19 protein-coding genes are annotated in these 19,491 nt (G+C 40.4%); 3 read left to right on the forward strand and 16 right to left on the reverse strand.

The genetic code is table 11. The features are described from left to right. Positions 1-916: 916 nt before the first annotated feature. The 14 genes from J2Z32_RS21855 to J2Z32_RS21920 form a co-directional block, all read right to left on the reverse strand. Positions 917-1,261, reverse strand: a complete 345-nt coding sequence (locus J2Z32_RS21855; RefSeq protein WP_210091330.1) for a hypothetical protein — start codon at positions 1,259-1,261, stop codon at positions 917-919. Next, complete coding sequence (locus J2Z32_RS21860) at positions 1,206-1,568, reverse strand: hypothetical protein (protein WP_210091331.1); 363 nt, start codon at positions 1,566-1,568, stop codon at positions 1,206-1,208. The genes J2Z32_RS21855 and J2Z32_RS21860 overlap by 56 nt, the downstream gene beginning before the upstream one ends. Continuing rightward, the gene (locus J2Z32_RS21865; protein ID WP_210091332.1) at positions 1,565-1,906 is read right to left on the reverse strand and encodes an alpha-helical endospore appendage domain-containing protein; all 342 of its coding nucleotides are present in this window, start codon (positions 1,904-1,906) and stop codon (positions 1,565-1,567) included. Before J2Z32_RS21865 ends, J2Z32_RS21860 begins: the two co-directional genes overlap by 4 nt. A gap of 24 nt (positions 1,907-1,930) precedes the next feature. After that, positions 1,931-2,218 carry a nucleoside-diphosphate sugar epimerase gene (locus J2Z32_RS21870; RefSeq protein WP_210091333.1) on the reverse strand — a complete coding sequence of 96 codons (288 nt, stop codon included), beginning with the start codon at positions 2,216-2,218 and terminating at the stop codon, positions 1,931-1,933. Between the two features lie 194 nt (positions 2,219-2,412). Next, positions 2,413-3,705 carry a glycosyltransferase family 2 protein gene (locus J2Z32_RS21875; RefSeq protein WP_245251700.1) on the reverse strand — a complete coding sequence of 431 codons (1,293 nt, stop codon included), beginning with the start codon at positions 3,703-3,705 and terminating at the stop codon, positions 2,413-2,415. A 3-nt stretch (positions 3,706-3,708) separates the two neighbouring features. After that, positions 3,709-4,794, reverse strand: coding sequence for a GT-D fold domain-containing protein (locus J2Z32_RS21880; RefSeq protein ID WP_245251701.1), 1,086 nt, complete (start codon positions 4,792-4,794; stop codon positions 3,709-3,711). Between the two features lie 23 nt (positions 4,795-4,817). Next, positions 4,818-5,804, reverse strand: coding sequence for a dTDP-glucose 4,6-dehydratase (gene rfbB / locus J2Z32_RS21885; protein ID WP_210091334.1), 987 nt, complete (start codon positions 5,802-5,804; stop codon positions 4,818-4,820). After that, positions 5,801-6,532, reverse strand: coding sequence for a sugar phosphate nucleotidyltransferase (locus tag J2Z32_RS21890; protein ID WP_210091335.1), 732 nt, complete (start codon positions 6,530-6,532; stop codon positions 5,801-5,803). Before J2Z32_RS21890 ends, rfbB begins: the two co-directional genes overlap by 4 nt. A 24-nt stretch (positions 6,533-6,556) precedes the next feature. After that, positions 6,557-7,303, reverse strand: coding sequence for a glycosyltransferase family 2 protein (locus J2Z32_RS21895; protein WP_210091336.1), 747 nt, complete (start codon positions 7,301-7,303; stop codon positions 6,557-6,559). Then, the gene (locus tag J2Z32_RS21900) at positions 7,300-8,406 is read right to left on the reverse strand and encodes a glycosyltransferase family 2 protein (RefSeq protein ID WP_245251702.1); all 1,107 of its coding nucleotides are present in this window, start codon (positions 8,404-8,406) and stop codon (positions 7,300-7,302) included. Before J2Z32_RS21900 ends, J2Z32_RS21895 begins: the two co-directional genes overlap by 4 nt. Continuing rightward, entirely contained in the window at positions 8,403-9,188 is a 786-nt protein-coding gene (locus J2Z32_RS21905) for a glycosyltransferase family 2 protein (RefSeq protein WP_342453989.1), read from the reverse strand. The genes J2Z32_RS21900 and J2Z32_RS21905 overlap by 4 nt, the downstream gene beginning before the upstream one ends. A gap of 299 nt (positions 9,189-9,487) precedes the next feature. After that, positions 9,488-10,441: an ABC transporter substrate-binding protein gene (locus J2Z32_RS21910; protein WP_210091337.1), complete on the reverse strand. Its 954-nt coding sequence runs from the start codon at positions 10,439-10,441 to the stop codon at positions 9,488-9,490. Positions 10,442-11,145: 704 nt separating this feature from the next. Next, entirely contained in the window at positions 11,146-12,246 is a 1,101-nt protein-coding gene (locus J2Z32_RS21915) for a Gfo/Idh/MocA family protein (protein ID WP_210091338.1), read from the reverse strand. Between the two features lie 47 nt (positions 12,247-12,293). Next, positions 12,294-12,953 carry a ThuA domain-containing protein gene (locus J2Z32_RS21920; RefSeq protein ID WP_210091339.1) on the reverse strand — a complete coding sequence of 220 codons (660 nt, stop codon included), beginning with the start codon at positions 12,951-12,953 and terminating at the stop codon, positions 12,294-12,296. A gap of 204 nt (positions 12,954-13,157) precedes the next feature. Here J2Z32_RS21920 and J2Z32_RS21925 point away from each other — a divergent pair, with 204 nt between their 5' ends. After that, positions 13,158-14,021, forward strand: coding sequence for an AraC family transcriptional regulator (locus tag J2Z32_RS21925; protein WP_210091340.1), 864 nt, complete (start codon positions 13,158-13,160; stop codon positions 14,019-14,021). A gap of 59 nt (positions 14,022-14,080) precedes the next feature. Here J2Z32_RS21925 and J2Z32_RS21930 read toward each other — a convergent pair whose 3' ends face one another. Together J2Z32_RS21930 and J2Z32_RS21935 are read right to left on the reverse strand one after the other, a co-directional pair. Beyond that, complete coding sequence (locus J2Z32_RS21930) at positions 14,081-15,520, reverse strand: deoxyguanosinetriphosphate triphosphohydrolase family protein (RefSeq protein WP_210091341.1); 1,440 nt, start codon at positions 15,518-15,520, stop codon at positions 14,081-14,083. 13 nt (positions 15,521-15,533) lie between these two features. Then, complete coding sequence (locus J2Z32_RS21935) at positions 15,534-16,748, reverse strand: glycosyltransferase family 4 protein (protein WP_210091342.1); 1,215 nt, start codon at positions 16,746-16,748, stop codon at positions 15,534-15,536. 495 nt (positions 16,749-17,243) lie between these two features. On the opposite strand from J2Z32_RS21935, the gene J2Z32_RS21940 reads away from it, so the two are divergent. Next, entirely contained in the window at positions 17,244-18,326 is a 1,083-nt protein-coding gene (locus tag J2Z32_RS21940) for a YheC/YheD family protein (RefSeq protein WP_210091343.1), read from the forward strand. Positions 18,327-18,526: 200 nt separating this feature from the next. Further along, positions 18,527-19,318 (forward strand): archaetidylserine decarboxylase, encoded by a 792-nt coding sequence (gene asd, locus J2Z32_RS21945; RefSeq protein ID WP_210091344.1) that lies wholly within the window; start codon positions 18,527-18,529, stop codon positions 19,316-19,318. The last annotated feature ends 173 nt before the right edge of the window (positions 19,319-19,491 follow it).

The raw sequence follows: 19,491 nt of genomic DNA on the forward strand, positions 1-19,491 counted from the left end.
AAGCGGTGTTCCGTTTTTGAAGGAAGTTCCCATCGCGCTTAAAAGTGGATTTCATTGATTGTATGTAATGGGAGAAATCCACTTTTTAAATGCGACCGCTCCGCTTGTCCTCTTCCTTCATAACTCCACTTAAGCGATTCAGGTAGTTAAACATCTATTAAAAATTAGCGTGCTCTCTTCTGCACTAAATTTTTAAATTGAAGGGAATTCCCATCGCTACGCTTGTCCTCTTCCTTCATAACTCCACTTAAGCGATTCAGGTAGTTAAACATCCATTAAAAATTAGCGTGCCCTCTTCTGCACTAAATTTTTAAATTGAAGGAAATTCCCACCGCTACGCTTGTTCACTTCCTTCAAAACTCCACTTAAGCGATTCAGGTAGTTAAACATCCATTAAAAATTAGCGTGCTCTCTTCTGCACTAAATTTTTAAATTGAAGGAAATTCCCATCGCTACGCTTGTCACTTCCTTCATAACTCCACTTAAGCGATTCAGGTAGTTAAACATCCATTAAAAATTAGCGTGCTCTCTTCTGCACTAAATTTTTAAATTGAAGGAAATTCCCATCGCTACGCTTGTCACTTCCTTCATAACTCCACTTAAGCGATTCGGGTAGTTAAACATCCATTAAAAATTAGCGTGCTCTCTTCTGCACTGAATTTTTAAATTGAAGGGAATTCCCATCGCTACGCTTGTTCACTTCCTTCATAACTCCACTTAAGCGATTCAGGTAGTTAAACATCCATTAAAAATTGGCGTGCTCTTTCTGCACTGAATTTTTAAAAAACAGCAGGACAGTAAGTGTAATAAAAAAATCTCTTGTTTTTCAGACTTATACATCTAAAAAACTTGAGATTTTTTACTTTCCATGTGCTCTTTACACTTGTCTCTCTTACTTGTTTTTTACGCCCATCTGTTATACGCGTTCTTTATATGTGAGCTTATGTCCATCCTCAAAGCCCTGATTAAAGCCGGAGTTAAAGCCCTGCTGGTAGGCTTCATTATAAGCTTGTTGGTAAGCGTCAGACGGATCACCATCAAACGGAGGTAATACTTCCTCCACCGGCACAATTGGCTTTCTACTAAGCTTACGTTTTCTTAAACGTTTTGTTTTAGGGTATAAACGACGCTTTAATCCTGTTTTGCGTTTCAGTGTAGACTTACGTCGTTTTAGTGTAAGCTTCTTTTTCTTTAGTTGAGTAGCTTTACTCTTTTTTTTGCTTCTTGTTGGACGGCTGGACCGAACCTTTTTTGTTATCATCGATTATCCTCCTGTGCTCTCCTCGGGTTATATCGTTTGCTTGATAACATTTCTTCGTAATCCATGGCGATGTAGGAGTTCCAAAATATACACGATGTAGGGAAACACCACAGACTGCCTGTGCCATCGTGCGTTGATATTCAGTTAAGGTTGCGATATTCTTAGCAAGATGTGCCCTTGTTTCCCTCGATTCTGTGGACACATCTGCCAAGCTCTCTAAAATACGAGCCATTGCGGTTTGACTGCGGGCGATAGCACGAATAAGGTCTTGTTTGGCGGCCTCCATAGCTACTAGGCTGTAGCTCACTTGTCTGACCCCTCATAATCCATTCCACCAAACATATCACCAAAGCCGCCGCCATCCTCCCCATCGTCTTCTTCAGGAAGGATTGTTTTAAGATTGCTGCTAAACCCACTTTGTAGCTTGGTTAAGCCTTCAATTACTTCAATTAATTGTTCATGGACATCCAGTGGATGGGATAATTGTTTTTCATGATCGGCAAAGCTTTCTTCTACAACATGATTAAGTACCCAATTACGAAGCTTCTCTGCCTCAACCGCTTTAGCCTCTAGGATCATAGAGATATTCCACTGAATATTAGCTGTTGCTTCCAGCATTTTTAAAAACGACTGTTCTCTACTCATCGTATCATCCCCGAACCTAACAAGTTACTCTTCATTGGAATCCCTTAATTCCTTGATGACATAACCTAAGTTTTCTGCCATCGCTTCCTCAAGATCAGCAATTGCATTCAAATAGGAAACGACACTTTTATTCACACGACTAGCGTTTTCCATAACCCCCTCTGTTCCATCAAAGGAAGGCATATCGTCAGGAATAGCATGGAGTAATTGCGACATACGGACAGCAACCTGTCTCTCCGCCTGAATGACTCTAGCCATTTGCGTGTGTGAATGAGACATATGCGTAATGATTTCGGTTACCTTCTGCTCCATCCTTCTCACTCCTTTTCCCTCTTAGTAGCATATGCACCTAAGGAGTGTCATGTTACCTCAAAGCTACTTATTACACAGGCGTGCAAGACGGGTGTTTACATTGTGTATCATGGCAATATATTTAGTGATTTATAGGGTGCTTATAGGTTGTATATGAGTTGTATAGGTGATGCTTATTGGTTGTGTAGAAGTTGCTAAAGGTCATGCGATTGCAGCCGAAGTGGAGGTAAAATAGGTAACCCTTGTGGTAGATCAGGAATGTGCATTTCTATACATTGCGTCAATACTCCCCATTGCTGACATGCATACGAGGATGTAAATTCTCTTAAGTGAGAATTTTCAATTTGATAGTAATGACCATCAGCGGTGAAGATAAATCTACCCTCTAAGTCTTGTTGATTCGGCTGATGAACAGCAGGGTTATATGTGGGTCCTGTTGGGATGTTTAAAAGTTCAATGACGGATAGACGTGTTGCAGCTGCATGTTCTATTTGTATTGAATCAGGTACAGGGTGTTTGATCCCATTAGCTAACCAATATATACGACCCGACCAGCTTTTAATAAAAACATGCGATGGAAAAAAATCGATTGAACGTAACGAATGGGAATTAGATCTCATATTCAATTTCATATTGGCTAACAATTCAAAACCCCGCCCCCACTTTTGGGTAAAAAAGTCCTCATTGCGTTGGTTCACCTGAATAAAGCCTTGTTGCCCTAAACCCTTCATTGTAACGCTACCATAATGATGCACAAAGGTATCCCCTGCAATCATCATTTGCTTACCTTGAAAACGGAGTCGTAAAATCCAATCATCGTCTTCAAAGTTACCAATCTCATAACCCTCATCCAAATAACCTACATCCTCAAAGGTAGACCTAGGCATTAAAATACAAAATCCAACAAGCCGATCGCATATTTTCCATTTCGTAGCATCTGTCTTATTAAATGCAATAGAAAATTCACGCATACCTTGGATATCCTCGTATGGCACCCCAATTTGCTGTTCCCCACTAATATAGTTGGTTACAGGACCTACAGCTCCTATCATCGTATTGGAATTTAAGCAGTTTAAAAGCTGGTCTAACCAACCCTCGGTCACAAGGACATCATTGTTCATAAGTACAATATAGTTTCCCTTTGCCATCATAAGCCCAATATTAATCGCTCTAGCAAAGCCTAAATTTTGTTCATTTTTTACGACACGAATCGTGCCTCGGCGTCCAATCAATTGTTCCGCAGTTCCATCCTCCGATCCATTATCGATCACAATAATTTCATAAGGTGGAGCGGTATAGGCTTCAATGCTTTCAATACATTCCAGGAGTAGCCCCTTTTGATTGTAGCTTGGAATGATTATACTTGTGCCCTCAAAGTAAGTACCAAATGATTGTTTTCCTTGATTAACGCCTTCTTGATATCCTTTTTGATATCCTAGCTGAAACATATTTTCAGAATGTGAAACAGGCTTGTTACGCTTTATCATCTGTTACACCCCTAACCTAAACTTCAATGCAATTTCACCACTTTCTAGCTTATTTGCCATATGTCCCATATCCAATGCAACCTTGCCCATTTTAGAAACGATTCCTGTACAAATAGCTACTGCTGCCACACCTGCAGACACAAATGCTAAGTCAAATTCAAAATGAGAAGCCTGCTCTACAATGCTAGCAACATCCTGTGTTCCGTTCACTGGTGTGATCATGCCTGCAATACGATAACCTTGTCTAGCTAATATATGCGATAGTCCTTCCACTTGATTTCCAATTAGCAATAATGAGCAACTGCTCAAAATAGGGTGAAGAAAGCCTTGTTCATTTAAGGCATAGTTGATCGTAGATGAGGTTAATTTAAGCTTTCGATAGTCAATTTGAGCATGCTTTAGCACTGGGAATAATAAGCCTTGATAGGAAGGATGTCTAGATTCAGGAATTCCGATATAATCCGCCCTTTTAATCGCCTCAATCAGCATAGCTGATGCTTCAGCGTCTGGGAGCTGTACCCCAGCATAAGGTAGAAATGCTCCTCTACGCTTCGCTTCATCGGTACTAATTACCGTATTATGTGCTAATGTGAGTAGCTCCCCATCCCCTAAACGGACTAATGAGAAAGGCTGTCGCTGCTCAATCGCCGATTTAATTTGATGATATACGTGTGTAGGTGAATTCAACGGAACTAAGGAGGAACGTACTGTTTGAAAAGCAATAGCGAGTAAATGATCCACTGTATATTCAGGTAAAATATAACCTTGAGGAATTAAATTTCCTACCTTTGCTTCTCCACCTTCGAAATATCCCTCTTCGTAGGCTTTGGCATAGATTTCATTTAACTCAGCATTCATCTGCTCCAATTGAAGACTTGGCTCCTGATTCACTTCGTTTATGCTAGACTCGGTTAAAGGACGCTGTTCGGTTGAATCAATAACTGTAGGAATTGTTGGTAAAGTTGTTATCGTTTGTTTGGAAGTAACAGGGGCAGAGCGCCCCCGCTTATTTTTTTTGAAAACCCGTCTGGATTTATGGGTGAGGCGGGTTTTCCTTTGTTGAAATTTTTTTTTGCTCCGCCTAACCATCCTACGACCTCCCTTAACAATAATTACAAAATGTGATATTCACCGCTATGAATACGTTCAAGCCAAGTTGAAGCAGATAAATACCAGTTCACTGTATCCTCCAACCCAGCTTCAAAGGAAATGCTAGGTTTCCAGCCTAATTCTTGCTGTGTTTTTGTTGGATCAATCGCATAGCGACTGTCGTGACCTAAACGATCTGATACAAATTGAAGTAAGTGATATGGCTTATTCATTAGTTCCAAAATAAACGAGGCTAAATTCAAATTACTCCATTCGTTATGCCCACCTACATTGTAAACTTCTCCAGGTACACCGTGTTGTAAAGCTAAAGCTACAGCTGCACAATGATCTTGCACATGAAGCCAATCTCGCACATTACGCCCATCCCCATAAATCGGAATAGGTTCGTTAGCTAAAGCTTTTGTAATAATGGTAGGTATCAGTTTTTCGGGAAATTGGCGTGGACCATAGTTGTTGGAGCAGCGTGTAATGACTACTGGAAATTGATACGTTTCATAATAAGAGCGTGCTAGTACATCGGAGCCTGCCTTACTTGCCGCATAAGGACTGTTTGGTGCAAGCGGTGACGACTCGGTAAAATAACCTGTGCTGCCTAACGAACCATACACTTCATCTGTCGAGACATGAACAAATTTAGAGACGCCATGCTTCTTCGCTGCTTCTAGCAAAATTAACGTGCCAAGTACATTTGTTTTGGCAAATGCCTGTGGATCTGCAATGCTGCGGTCTACATGGGATTCTGCCGCAAAATGCACAACAGCATCAATTTCTGTTGCAAAGGCCGCCTCCACATCGGATGAAGAAGTAATATCTCCCTTTATCCATTGATAACGCTCATCATTTGTAATCGCCATTAAATTGTCGGGGTTCCCTGCATAGGTCATTGCATCTAAATTAACAATGTGTATATTCGAATGATGTTGTAGCATATATTCGACAAAATGGCTGCCTATAAAGCCAAGGCCGCCTGTCACGAGTAGCCGCTTCATGGCAGCACCCCTCTCATTTGTATCCCCGCCTCATACAGTGATTCCAATGTTCCGGCATCTCCCCACCATAGATTTAATATATTGTATTCTAAGCGTCCTTTGTTGGCATATAGGTTGTTGACATCTGTAATCTCTAATTCTCCCCGAGCAGATCGCTGAATCATATTAATATAGGAAAACACCATATCGTCATACATGTATATGCCTGTGACAGAGTAGTTTGATTTAGGTTTTTTAGGTTTTTCTTCAATATAGCTAATCAACTTAGGGTTTTGTTCATCAAATACAGGCACCCCATATCGACGTGGGTCCTCCACCTCTTTGAGTAAAATACGTGCACTACCTGCCGGCTGTTCCTCAAACTGCTCAACATAAGGGGTTAAATCATCCAAAAATAAGTTATCCCCTAGTAAAACAACAAATTTCTCTCCTGGAAAAATAAAACCACGTGCTAACTCTAACGCCTCCGCAATCCCACCTGCTGATTCTTGCACACGAAAGGTTAATTCCACACCATAATTTTCTCCACTTCCAAAAAAGTCCGTATATAAGCCAGCAGACTGCTTACCAATAACGATGAGAATCTCTGTTATTCCCGCTTGGCGTAACCTTTCTATTCCATAGCTCACCATCGGGTGGCTGCCTACCGGAAGCAAATGCTTATTAATTAAGCGAGTTAAAGGATACAATCTGGTTCCTGTGCCGCCGGCCAAAATTACCCCTTTCATAAACTCCCCTCCCATTTCCTCATGCTACATGAAATTCCAAGGATTCACGCCCCATTTGTCCATAAATAACCCACGATTACGTTCGATAAGATCCTGCCACCCTGAAGGATGGTCTCGACGGAAGCTTTGACTTCCTGCGTGATAGACTAGAGTATCATGGCAAATGAGTAATCTGTATCCTTCCAAGCAAGCTCGATAACAATAATCATCATCCTCATAATGACCAGGGGAGAATCGCTCATCTAAATTTCCAATTCGTTGTAGCACCTCTCTTTTAAAAAGTAGGCACATGCCAACAAGTCGCCTAGTCTCCTCCCATCTCTGCGGATTGGAATGATTATTGTGCTCGGCAGCATCCATAAATTCAGCTATGCTGTTGTAATTATCACCTATTTGTTGTTTACCACTAACATAATTGGATGTGGGACCTACCATTCCGATTTGAGGATGACTTTCTAACGCAGTGAGCATGTTAGTAAGCCACCTTGGTGTCACTAAAACATCATTATTGAGTAAAAGTAAATTTTGCCCTGAAGCGATCGATAAACCTTTATTACAGGCAATCGGAAAGCCTTGATTTGAGGGGATCGAAATTACAGTAATCCCTTCTGAAATACAATACGCTACGGTCTGATCCTGTGAACCATTATCTACGACAATAATTTCAATTGCTTCAGGTGTATGCTGCCGAATCGATGCAATACAGGAAGTAAGCAGATTAAGACCATTATATGTTGGAATAATTATGCTGGTTTGTGCGAATTGACTCATCCTTGATTCCTCACCTTCGCTAGCTCATGACGGGGTAAGGTAGTAGTTTTTAGCCGAATGCCCCCAAGCTTCATTACCTCATTTAGTGCCTCTACATGGTCACCTATAATCAGTCTCGCTACCGCATTTCCATGCCCTATATTGCCCACGCGCATACGATTTCCCTTGACTACATCTACACTTGCTACATTAGCGACGCTCAAATTTTTCATCATCGCTAAGGCTTGGGCTTTAGGTGGAACCATAAGTGAAGTTACCCCTATTTCACTCAATGCTTTTCTTGAGATCGCATGAGGGACAGCGGTAAGGGAGCTTGCTCCTAAGTCCCCTCTACCTAACGTTATATTTAAAAATGATTTGATCCGTGTCACATGATCTTGGAAAACAAACTTTGGTAAAAAAGGGCTAAGATCATTAAGCGCAACATCAATGCCATTGTTTACAGCAATCATAAACAGCGCTAACTGCTCTGCTTTTATCGTTAAATCTCCATCTAAAAAAAGCAAAATATTTCCTGTTGCAAGCTTAGCTCCAATTGAACGACCTACATCATGTCCAAGCCGCTCCTTGTAGTGGACTATTATAATGCGTTCATCTTGTTCTATCATATTGTAACTATCATCAAGACAGCCATTAAGAATCACAATAATCTCATCAAGTGGTAACCTTTTTAACTGAGCAATGACTAATGGCAAAGTGTGCTCCTCATTACTAGCACATAAAATAGCGGAGGAAGTTTTCTGTACAGGTAGTGGAAGAAACTCTCTTTTTAGCTTCGCGGCTAGCTCATACCCCTCTCCAAAAGCTTGCGCCAAAGAGACAACTTGCTTAAATTGATTTTGAATTTGCTTGGATAGTTGTAGTTCATGTGTGCTAAACCATTGCATCGCAGACAACTGCATATGAGAACATGAAACCTCAGTACCTTCTGCCATTGCCTGTGAAGCACTCATAAAACCTGCCTTTTTTGCGTGGTGAATCCATAACTCACCATTTGTACCTTTTCGTCTATGGCGTCTTAGGTTTTTATTTTTAGAATAAGGCCGAGAGGACGATCTTATTTTTGCTGGACTTCTTCTTCTTTTATATGCTGCTTGCTTCATATCTTCACCTGATCCCGCTTACGTCCAAGGTCTTCATAACCACCACGGCTCCCTCGTTGGTTATGAATCCAATGTAGCGCCTCCAAATGGTCACCCACAATTAATGAAGATAACGGATCAACCGTCTCCGTATTTTTAGGCTTAAATCTAGTCGGGTTTTTCCTTCCTACGGCAACAGTATGCACAGCCTTTACATGTAACCCCTTATCAATAGCAATCGTCATGGCTAGCGGTGGAATTTCTAATGCTTTACTCCCAATAACTTGAAGTGCTCTTCGGCTTATCGCATGAGGGATCGCCGTCATCGACGCACCTTCCAAATCAGCACGTCCTAGGCTAGCATTTAATACATGCTTTGCTAATATAACAGGATGAACAGGCTCCCGTTCTGTAGGTCCTCGGTATCCATTTAATGCAACATCTACACCTGACAATATCGCTTGCACAAAATGCTTTAAATGTAGCGCAGGAATAACCATGTCACCATCAATAAACAGTAACACTTCTCCTTTTGCCATTTCAGCTCCCACTCTTCTCCCCACATCATGACCAAGTGGCGCTTCAAAGGAAATCAACCTAGCCCCCCATGAGGCGGCAATCCTTGATGTCCCATCAGTAGAGCCATTATCAATGACAATGACCTCACTACAGCGATGTACCTTGCTTGCTTGCTGTAACACTTTAGCTAATGTCCTTTTTTCATTCATAACAGGAATAATAATTGAGACGACTGGCTGAGGATGATTGATGATCATACCTTGGCCTTGGGCTTTTGAAGACACTAATCGTGACCGTCTTTGCTTCCGTCCCTGTATATTTGATTTTCTGACGATATGCTACACCTCCGATCTATCATGTGTCAGCGTATATACCACAGTGTATGTCATATCCCTACTGTTGCAACGGCAAACGTACAATAATCTACCTACGATATATCCTATTTTCTGCGCAAAAGGTGGTAATTTTAAAATGAGAACATTAAAAAAGACTTGTCCATTAATCATTTCACTGATTTAATGTAACAAGTCTTTTTAGTTAATAGCGGTAACAGATAACCCTGAACTAGTTCTCAGACACACCTTTACTTCGCACTTCCTAGAAACCCTTCTTCAAAAATATTAAGCAAGTATTCTAGTGTAGTTGGATCACTATAGGAGGATGCTTTGGTATCAATTTCGATCACATGTTTATTTTGAACAGCAGGAATTTTACTCCATATTGTTGACTTCATAATTTCATTATCCGCTGCAATATCTCTACTAACTACAACAAAATCACCTACATATTGAGGTAAAACCTCAAGTGACAACGTATTATATCCCTGTTTCATCGTTTCTTCTTTTGCTTTTTCTGGCATGTTAAGCTTCATTGCCTGAAACAAAATCTCAGTACCACGCGCCCAATGATCGCCCATCACATAAACATCTTTACCACTTAATTCAATGACAGATACAGTCATTGAATCTCCGTATTTAGCCTTTATCTTGTTGCCAACTTCGGCTGCTTTCTTAGAAAAATCCTCAACCCATTGCTTAGCTTCGGCTTCTTTATTTAATAGCTTACCAATCTCAACCTGCTGATCTAAGTAGTTTAGCTTTCCCCATGTATACACAACGGTTGGAGCAATTTTCTGTAGCTGGTCTATATTTTTGCTCTCTGCTCCTACAATGATAAGATCGGGACTTTGAGCTGCAACACCCTCTGGATCATCTGCAGATACAATCGCTACATCCTTTAATTTATCACTAAAAAGAGGACTACCAGCTGTCCATTGATCTACACCAACGACCGTTCCATTTAAGGACAAAACATTAGGCGCACTAGATAAAGCAACTATTCTAGTAGGCTGCGCAGGAACTTTAACAGGACCATTTTCAGATTGATAAGTTACAGTCTCTTCAGACTTTTCCTCAGAAACCGAGGGTTTAGTTTCACCTGCTGATTGATTACTTTTTGTAGCATTATTTCCACATGCACTAATGATGACAACCATCATAAGCAACAGCAACATACTTAAATTCAATTTCTTTTTCATCGTAAGGTAAGCTCTCCCTATATTTAGTTTTCTTAGTAATGATAATCATTATCACAAAATGCAATAGCTTGATTATAAAAGATATAGGAAGGTAGTGTCAATGTTTTGAAGAATTACTATTATAATAGAACTAGAAAAAATCAGTACTTGCCAACGCATGGAAGGTGGTAGCTACGATCCAGAGCGTTCTTGCGGTTGTTGTTAAAATCATATTCCTTTTATTGAAGTATTTTTATTGGTGGAATTTGATTTTAAGAGGACAACCTTCAGAATCTCTCTGTCTCTTCGCTAGTTTGGGTTGGCTGTCAAATAATGATTTCAAGATTGAGCCACTAGTATGTAGTTTATGTAGAAATAAGAACAAGTTAGAAAGGAAGAGAACGTTATTCGCCCATTACATAGCAATAAAAAATTTAAATATTTCATCATCATTATTGTCGTCATTTTAATTCCCGTAGCTATATATACAAAAAACAAACTCGAAATCCAAAACCTTCCCTCTACGAACCTAAATTCTATCTATATTGAAGGCCTGCAGCTTAACGAAAACATTGCTAATGTAGATCAAGCCTATTTATCAATTAGCTTAGAAAGATACTAAAAAGAAGTGCAGGCGCATCAAAGCCCCTCACTTCTTTTTTTCATCTTATTTTATTTATCCCTTTTTAATCTAGTGCATTTAAATTTGCTATTCCTTAATTTGTTTAATTCCTAAACTCACCTTGTGTCAAACCCATTGCTACTGGCTTAGGCTGATCACAGCTTGTTTTTAAAGTGACATACTGTTTGGTATCTGAGCTAGTCTGGAACGCATGCATCATTTCTAATACATGGTTGGCTAGCTCGCCGTTCGCTCTAGGCTTCCCACCCTGCTCTATGCAATACGCCATATCGGCTACGCCAATGCCTCTACTGTTTTCGCCATAGCTATACACAAGTGGGAACTCTTTAAATTCTTCTGCACCAGCAGGTCGATACATAATAGGGCCACCAAATGTATTAGGATCAGGGACAATCAGCGTACCTGTCTCGCCATAAATTTCAATGCGCGGCAAGGTACTGCTCCAAACATCAAAGCTTGTAATAATGGAAGCGATTGCACCACTTTGGAATTCAATATTCCCTGCTACATGTGTGGCAACCTCAACGGGAATGATCTGCCCAAACTTTTTGTCACTCGTAATTTTTCGTTCCTTAAAGGCAGCCCCTGTCATCCCACACACTGTAGCTGCAGGACCAAGCAAGGTCACTAAGGCAGTTAAGTAATACGGTCCCATATCTAACATTGGTCCCCCACCATGCTGATAGTAAAACTCTGGATCAGGGTGCCAGCTTTCATGTCCATGACAGACCATAAAAGCGGTTGCAGCAACAGGCTTACCAATATAACCATCATCAATCAGCTTGCGACACGTCTGGATTCCTGCTCCTAAAAAGGTGTCTGGTGCACTGCCTAACAGTAGTTGCTTCTCAGCAGCCAATGCAACGAGCTCATCCCCTTGTTCAGTTGATAAGGAAAGTGGCTTTTCCACATAAATATGTTTGCCATTTAAAAGTGCTTGCTTACATAAATGAAAGTGCTCTTGCGGTGTAGTTAGATTCACCACGATTCCAATATCTGGGGAAGATAATAAATCCTCCGTCGTCATCACATGCGGAACATTATATTTGTTTGCCGCCTCAATGGCACGATCCTCAATTAGATCAGCAACTGCATATACTTCCACATTTCTAAACATATGGGTTAAATTTTGCAAATAAATATCACTAATACTTCCGCAGCCAATAATACCAACCTTAATCATGACTCGCCCTCCAGTTTATAGTAGTCTATTAAATTTCTAGCTCACATTTATTTTGCCGCCCATAAAAAACCACGACGCATAAGCTCTTTTGCCTCTGGCACATCAAAAATATTAGCTTGGTGACCAAGCGAATTATAAAACACCTTGCCTTTACCCCAGCGCTTCGTATAAACAACCGGCATATGAATAATGCCATTAGCAGAATGTGGGCCTTCGCTGATTGCAAATGTAGTTGTAGCAAGGACATCCACTGCGGGATCAACATGCAAATAATATTGTTCAGAGGTAATCATGAAATCATTCATTCCTTCTGTAATTGGGCTTGAGCTTGTTTTCAAAATGTTGACTTCATATTCCACACCATCATTAAAAGGATGTGCCACCCATTGTGAACCAGTCATAAATTGCCATTCTACACTTTGACGAAACGAATCACACATTCCTCCATGACAGCCTGCTAAGCCAACGCCAGATTGTACAGCCTCTAGCACAGGCTCAAGCTGCTCATTCTTAATTTCGCCCATCGTCCATAATGGAACAATTAAATTTAAGCCCATTAGCTTTTCTTTATCACAAAAGGCATCTAGTGTGTCAGAAATCTCTACTTCAAACTGTTCTTTCCTTAATATATCAGCAAAAATCTCCGATACTTCCTTAGGCTGGTGACCATCCCATCCACCTTGCACGATCAATGCTTTTAACGACATTTTCATTACACTCCTAATCTTCTTTTATAGTGATCCAACTTTTTGATTTGTATAAATTCTAATGTTTCAACTTAATTTAAATTGTAGTAGAGTGCCTAGTTTAAATCTCGTCATTCCACTTGTTTATATGGACATTTTTTGCTATTGTACTGTTAATTACTTTGATTATATTAAATTAATCCCACTAAAGGAGATTAGATTATAATGCGTGCTTACCATGAAAATCGCTTATATTCCTCCAAGCAGCCTTTTTATGTTTCTCAATTCGAAAATTTCAATTTTCTCGCACATTGGCATACTGATGTTGAGGTTATTTATGTATGTGAAGGCTCCATCCGTATTGGAATCAATTCAGAATCTCGGTTACTTCATGCTGGCGACATCGCAATATGTAGCAGTGGAGATATTCATTATTATGATAGCCACAGCAGTACCTCCACGATGATACTTATTATTTTTCATCCTTCGCTGATCGGGTGTACAGGAAGTTGGCCTCCACAAAGTAGATTTGTGTCGCCATTTATGGATATAAATGATGCGAATCATGCTACCAACGAGCAGTTTGTTGCTTTGCCTCAGCACCGCCAGGAAATCACAGAGCTTATCCTAAAAATGAAGCAGGAAGTCGACAAAAAGGAGCCATATTATGAAAATGTAACTGTGGGAATGATTCATACGTTATGTGGACTTTTATTACGACATATCCCTTCCAGACAAATTGACCTAAGCGGGGATAATCGACGTATTTTAAACATGAAAATTATGCAGGAGGTATTAGACTACTTAGAAACAAACTATATGAATGGGGTAAAGCTAGAGGAGGCTGCAAAGCAAGCAAAAATGAGCTTATTTCATTTTTCACGCTTTTTTAAAAATATTACGGGGATGAGCTATACGTCCTATCTCAACCGTTTGCGGATAGATAAAGCAGAGGAAATGATTATGTCTACACAGCAAACGATGCTAGAAATTGCATTAGAGTGTGGCTTTACAAATGTCAGAACCTTTAACAGAGTTTTTAAACAACTGAAACAATGCAAACCTACTGACCTTCGCTTCCCAAAATAAAAAGGGGTGCCAATAGCATCCCCTCGTGTCTTATTTTGAGCACATCAGCTTAATTTTAATTACTCTAGGTCGTAAATTGAGCCAACCTTTAGTCCGTATAGCTCATTGTATACCTTCTCCGCATACGCATCGGTCATCCCTGCAATGTAATCAACAATCATATGCTCCCATGTCCACAGTGGCGTCACTTTACGTTGATCCTCTTCAAATCGTTGTAGCCAATCACTTGGAATAATAGCCAAGGAGGTATCGGAATCAATAAATGCATCCCATAAACGGGTAATAATCCAAGCACTTCGTTTCTGGAGACGTTGTACCCGTAAGTCAGACACCATCGTCACCCATGCAAAGCTTTTAAGTACACTCACTGTACGAAGCATATCCTCATCCTCATCGACTTCGGTAAGGATACGATCTGATGTAGGCTCTGTAACAAAGGTAACCTTTTTCCAATCCCCTTCGGTTATACATCCTAAGTGCGTCACAAACAAGCTAACCCAATACGCCTTTACCTCACGTCTTGTCCGCGAAATATCTTGACCACATATAGCGTACTTATCCTTCCACACCTGCAAAAATTCAGTTAAAACTTCATCTACTTTGTTGCGAATCGCTTCCCTACTCCAATTGCGCCATACCTGATCCTCTAGCGTTTCAATCTTTTGTATAATCAGATTTATGTTGGACACCTCATGCATAAAGGTTTCATTGACTTGAATTTTACCCGCCTTAATTCCATCCTCAAGGTCATGAGAGGAATAAGCGATATCATCACATAGATCCATAAGCTGTGCTTCCAGCGTCTTTTTGCCATAGGGGATAGACCAATTGTCCCGAATGTGGGAAATGTATCCCCATTCATGCTGGTATAGTCCCTTTTTATTTTCAGTCCCGGGAAAAGGATATTTATTGGTTCCAAGTAAGACGGCATCGGATAAATTAAGCCCGTCAATATTTTCACGCTTCTCTAGGAACATCATCAAGCGGAAATTGTGAGCATTACCTTCAAAGTGCTCATATTTGCGTTCTACTTCATTTCTAATCTGCTGTACATCTGCGGCAGTATAATGCGGAAGAGCTCGTAAAGCGGCCTGCACCTTTTCATCAATCAGTTTAGATAAAATACCTTGCAGCACCTCTTCACCTTTATGACCAAATGGGGGGTGACCAAAATCATGAGAAATCGCTGCACATTCCACCACTTCAGGGTCAATGATTAAGCCAGGATGATCGGCCTCATCAGAATGAAGCTCAGGATATTTTCGTAATAAACTTCTTGCTGCTTCTCGTGCAATTTGTGCCACCTCTAAAGAATGCGTCAGACGCGTACGGTAATAATCTCCAGTGCCCGCACCAAAGATTTGTGATTTTCCTTGTAGTCTCCGAAAGGTAGGGGAATGAATTAAACGTGAATAATCTCGTTCAAACGTTGCTCTCGCTGTCTCATGACCAATATTATCGGGAAATTGCCGATGTTGTCTCATTTGTTTAATATCCATTATCGTTACCTCTCTATCTCCTACATTGATCTATAAGTTCCTTTTCTTTATTATAATCACTTGTATTCATCAAGGATAGCCACCTCGAAGCTGTATGCTGCCAGCGGAAATTTTTGCGTACTCGTTCCCGTCCGGCCTTTCCCATTTCTTTTAATTTATCCTGATCCGCGAGAAGCTCAGTAATAACTGGAACAAATGAAGCAGGGATCGTATTGAGTGGCAATAATCTCCCAGACTTCCCATCCTCTACAATTTCAGGGATTCCCCCTGACTGTGTCGCTATAACTGGAACCGCCGTTGCCATCGCCTCAACATTGACTAAGCCAAATGCTTCTTCTTCGCTTGAAGGAACAACAACGACATCTGCTACATTGTACCAATCTGCAATTTTAGGATATGAAATAAACGGCAAAAACATAATACGCTCCTTGTGTTTATGCGCCATCTTCTTTAAACGTTTCACATATCTGCTTTCTCGGTCATTCCCATAAAGCGCACTTCCGATGATAAGCAACATCGCATCTGGCTGACGCGCTAGTATTTCCTCAAATGCATAAATGATATGATGAACCCCTTTGGATGGAATTAATCTACCTACAAATAAAATAATCTTTTTGTCTTGTATCCCTAAATCGAGCATTCTAGCTTGACGTAAAGCCTCTCCTTGAGGTGTCCACCTAGGTATAAAATCCTCCATACTCACGCCAAGTGGATTAACATGTATAGATACCTGTAAGCCAGGAAAACGCCGCAGCAGTTCTTCTTTTAAATATTGGCTGTTCACAATAATACCGTCCACCTGATTAAGCATCCTAAGCGTACAATGCTCTGGGCAATACGTGCTAGAAATAAACGTAGTTGAATGTAGTGTTAAAAATACGGTAGTAAAGGGAAGTCTGAGCTTTAAATGATACGCAATAAGTGGTCTATTATGCACATCAACCACCTCTGGGCGCCAAATGCGTAAATGACGTAGGATTGCCCCTTCATAAGCTTTTCCACCTGGCAAGCGATAACATGGTACACCACCAAGTAATATTTGTGTTTCCCCGTGCCCTTCTCCCCTGCCTAAAATATGAATTTGTAATTGATCAGCGACTAAAGGAACCATCTTTTCAATTACACGTTCAACTGAGCTACTTCGCCCTGATGGAATGACAAACGATCCTGGGGTAATTACTGCCACCTTACGACCCTGTCCCTGCCCATTCCCTTGCCCCTGTACCATATCCACAATCCCCTTTTACCTATTTCGTTAAAATAAGCCTATTTTAAATATACGAAACTTCTTTCATAAAGGTGAATGCCTTATCCTCTATACTTATATTATTAGGCAATGATTTATGAAAAATGAATCTGAAATACAGCGAAGCCTAACTGAAATTAGTGGTTACCCTTCTAATAGAAACACTAAGCGAGGGCTGAGGGATTGTGGAGCAACAACGTGGTCGCATTTAAAACAGAATTCCAACCTTAACTTATTTAATGAAGAGGAATACTGTTTTAACAGCGAGCGGAGCAACACTCTGTCTGAGCGTCTTGTTGCCTTTAACCACTAATTTTCTTCTTGTCTGCGCTTATAAAGCATATTTTTTCATAGGTCATTGCCTCCCCTCCCGCTAAAACAGGCTGTTGACTTACGAACAGTCGTCCACGCTTTTATGCCTTCATCACATAAATTGAAGTAAGACATATAAGCCACAACACGAAGGAGGGAGGAGTGATGGGGCAACAGCATGTAGGTATTCTCCTAAATTCCAGCATGTGCCGAGGCATTCCAACTCGAAAAACAGGTCAAGAATCTTTATCCAACTATGAGGAAATGGCAAAAGAATATGAATTGACTCCTTGTTTTTTTAAGCTAGGAGATATTGATATAAAGAGAAATATTGTCGTTGCTTACGTGGGGAACGGTAGAGAGTATGTAAAACAGATGATTGAAATCCCAAAGGTAATCCATAATAGAGCATTATATAATAATCATTCTGCACACCTAAAATTAAAAAGGCTTAGTGCAAATGGAACTAAACTATTTAATATGAACAATCGTTACGGCAAAGATATTATTCATCGTTTGGTCTGGAGTGCCCCTCATCTCCGTGATTATGTTCCTAATGCCGCTTCTGCTACACCCTATTCCATAAAAATTATGATGGCACGTTTTTCTGACCTTATTTTAAAGCCTGTGCGTGGTTCTGTTGGTCAAGGGATTATGCGTTTGCGACGTGAACCTAAAGGCTGGTTATTTATGTATACGTCTCATCGGCGTCTTAGAACAATCAAGCTTCAGGGAGGTCAATTACCTAAATGGGTTCAACGTCATCTAAGTGCAACCCCCTATTTAATTCAAGAGCGCATCCCACTCATTGAATATGAGAATCGCTGTATCGATTTACGTGTCACTGTACAACGTGGCTTAACAGGGGATTGGGGCATAACGGGCTTATTTGCCAAAGCTGCACCACAAGGTAGCTTTATTTCAAATGTGGCTAAAGGTGGAGAGGCTTTTCCCGCTGAGTATGTTTTAAGTCAGTTGATGCCACCCGAACAAATGTTGATTTCCCTTACGCATGTCAGTACTTTAGCACTAGGCATCGCTACACATCTTTCATCTAAGCTACCACTTTTAGGTGATTTAGGACTTGATATCGGTTTAACGAAAGATGGACGTCCATTTTTTATTGAATGTAATGGTAGAGATCAGCGTTACGGCTTCCGTAAGGCAGGTTTATCAGAAACTTGGAAGGAAACCTATCGTCAGCCGATGGCTTTTGCAAAGTATTTACTTGATCAAAACACTGTATAAATCAATATGAAAAGGGACTTCAAAAAACTGGAGCATTTGCACTAGTGGACTGAATTGTCCCTTTTATTTTTGGGTAAGAAACAACCCCGTATGAACAGGTAACAGTTTTGATATTGATTTAATCCTTAAACTATGTCAATATAAGCAAAAGTAATGTAAATTTTGTTAGTAGGAAGTATGTTTACGCAGGAGGTTTACACTTGAGTTCGAAATGGATGAATTGGATGACAGAATTATCTTCAAGGAAATGGATTGCCTCGCTCACAGGCAAGTTCTCCCATTCTAAACTAAGCCGCCTCATTATTCCAAAATTTGCGAAGGCTTATGGTATTCCAATTGAAGAAGCAGAGAAGGAATTAAAAGAATACGCAACCTTAAATGAATTTTTCACACGCAAATTAAAGCCAGGGCAACGCCCGATTTCTACTGAAGCAGACGTGATGGTTAGTCCAGTGGACTCGCTTATTACGGCAATGGGAAAAATTGATGCTGGTACGATACTTAATGTAAAAGGTCAAGACTATTCTCTTGATGAGATACTTCATCATTCCCCCCGTGCGGAGACCTACCGCCATGGGTACTTTTTTGTATTATATTTAAGCCCTACAGACTATCATCGTATTCATACACCTGTAGCAGGCAAAAAGCTTGAATTTGAACACGTTAAAGGGAAGGTGTATCCTGTTAACGATCATGGCATGAGAAATATGCGTCAGGTACTTAGTCGCAATGAACGGCTGATAACGTATATTGAACATGCTGGTGGCGAGGTTGCGGTCGTTAAGGTAGGCGCTATGAATGTCAGCAGTATTAAATATTCTGTTCCAGATGCGATGGAGTGGAAGCTAGGTGACGATTTCGCATATTTTGAATTTGGCTCCACCGTAGTGCTTCTAACTGAAAATGATACCTTTGAGGTATCTCCCAATGTAGAAATTGGTACTAAGGTTAAAATGGGGCAAGCGTTAGGACATTTTAAGCACCATTCATAATACATCAAGATGAGGTTAACACACAAATATGAACCCAATATGAATTAATAAAAACCCAAACTATGTATGGAACATTGAGGGACTGACCCCGTAACGTGAGACAAATTAAAACACCTTCAAGAAAATGAAACCATGTCGTAAGATATGGATATAACTTGGAGGTGTTTTTTGCA

The sequence above is a fragment of the Paenibacillus turicensis genome (assembly GCF_017873435.1).
GTDB classification, from domain to species: domain Bacteria; phylum Bacillota; class Bacilli; order Paenibacillales; family Paenibacillaceae; genus Fontibacillus; species Fontibacillus turicensis.

What these genes read in the sequence shown, in the direction of transcription:
- J2Z32_RS21925 (WP_210091340.1), top strand. Translation starts at nt 13,158, where the DNA reads ATGCGTGCTTACCATGAAAATCGCTTATATTCCTCCAAGCAGCCTTTT.
- J2Z32_RS21855 (WP_210091330.1), bottom strand. Translation starts at nt 1,261, where the DNA reads ATGATAACAAAAAAGGTTCGGTCCAGCCGTCCAACAAGAAGCAAAAAA.
- J2Z32_RS21940 (WP_210091343.1), top strand. Translation starts at nt 17,244, where the DNA reads ATGGGGCAACAGCATGTAGGTATTCTCCTAAATTCCAGCATGTGCCGA.
- J2Z32_RS21935 (WP_210091342.1), bottom strand. Translation starts at nt 16,748, where the DNA reads ATGGTACAGGGGCAAGGGAATGGGCAGGGACAGGGTCGTAAGGTGGCA.
- J2Z32_RS21910 (WP_210091337.1), bottom strand. Translation starts at nt 10,441, where the DNA reads ATGAAAAAGAAATTGAATTTAAGTATGTTGCTGTTGCTTATGATGGTT.
- J2Z32_RS21900 (WP_245251702.1), bottom strand. Translation starts at nt 8,406, where the DNA reads ATGAAGCAAGCAGCATATAAAAGAAGAAGAAGTCCAGCAAAAATAAGA.
- J2Z32_RS21865 (WP_210091332.1), bottom strand. Translation starts at nt 1,906, where the DNA reads ATGAGTAGAGAACAGTCGTTTTTAAAAATGCTGGAAGCAACAGCTAAT.
- J2Z32_RS21895 (WP_210091336.1), bottom strand. Translation starts at nt 7,303, where the DNA reads ATGAGTCAATTCGCACAAACCAGCATAATTATTCCAACATATAATGGT.
- J2Z32_RS21870 (WP_210091333.1), bottom strand. Translation starts at nt 2,218, where the DNA reads ATGGAGCAGAAGGTAACCGAAATCATTACGCATATGTCTCATTCACAC.
- J2Z32_RS21920 (WP_210091339.1), bottom strand. Translation starts at nt 12,953, where the DNA reads ATGTCGTTAAAAGCATTGATCGTGCAAGGTGGATGGGATGGTCACCAG.
- J2Z32_RS21875 (WP_245251700.1), bottom strand. Translation starts at nt 3,705, where the DNA reads ATGATAAAGCGTAACAAGCCTGTTTCACATTCTGAAAATATGTTTCAG.
- J2Z32_RS21890 (WP_210091335.1), bottom strand. Translation starts at nt 6,532, where the DNA reads ATGAAAGGGGTAATTTTGGCCGGCGGCACAGGAACCAGATTGTATCCT.
- rfbB (WP_210091334.1), bottom strand. Translation starts at nt 5,804, where the DNA reads ATGAAGCGGCTACTCGTGACAGGCGGCCTTGGCTTTATAGGCAGCCAT.
- J2Z32_RS21880 (WP_245251701.1), bottom strand. Translation starts at nt 4,794, where the DNA reads ATGGTTAGGCGGAGCAAAAAAAAATTTCAACAAAGGAAAACCCGCCTC.
- J2Z32_RS21930 (WP_210091341.1), bottom strand. Translation starts at nt 15,520, where the DNA reads ATGGATATTAAACAAATGAGACAACATCGGCAATTTCCCGATAATATT.
- J2Z32_RS21915 (WP_210091338.1), bottom strand. Translation starts at nt 12,246, where the DNA reads ATGATTAAGGTTGGTATTATTGGCTGCGGAAGTATTAGTGATATTTAT.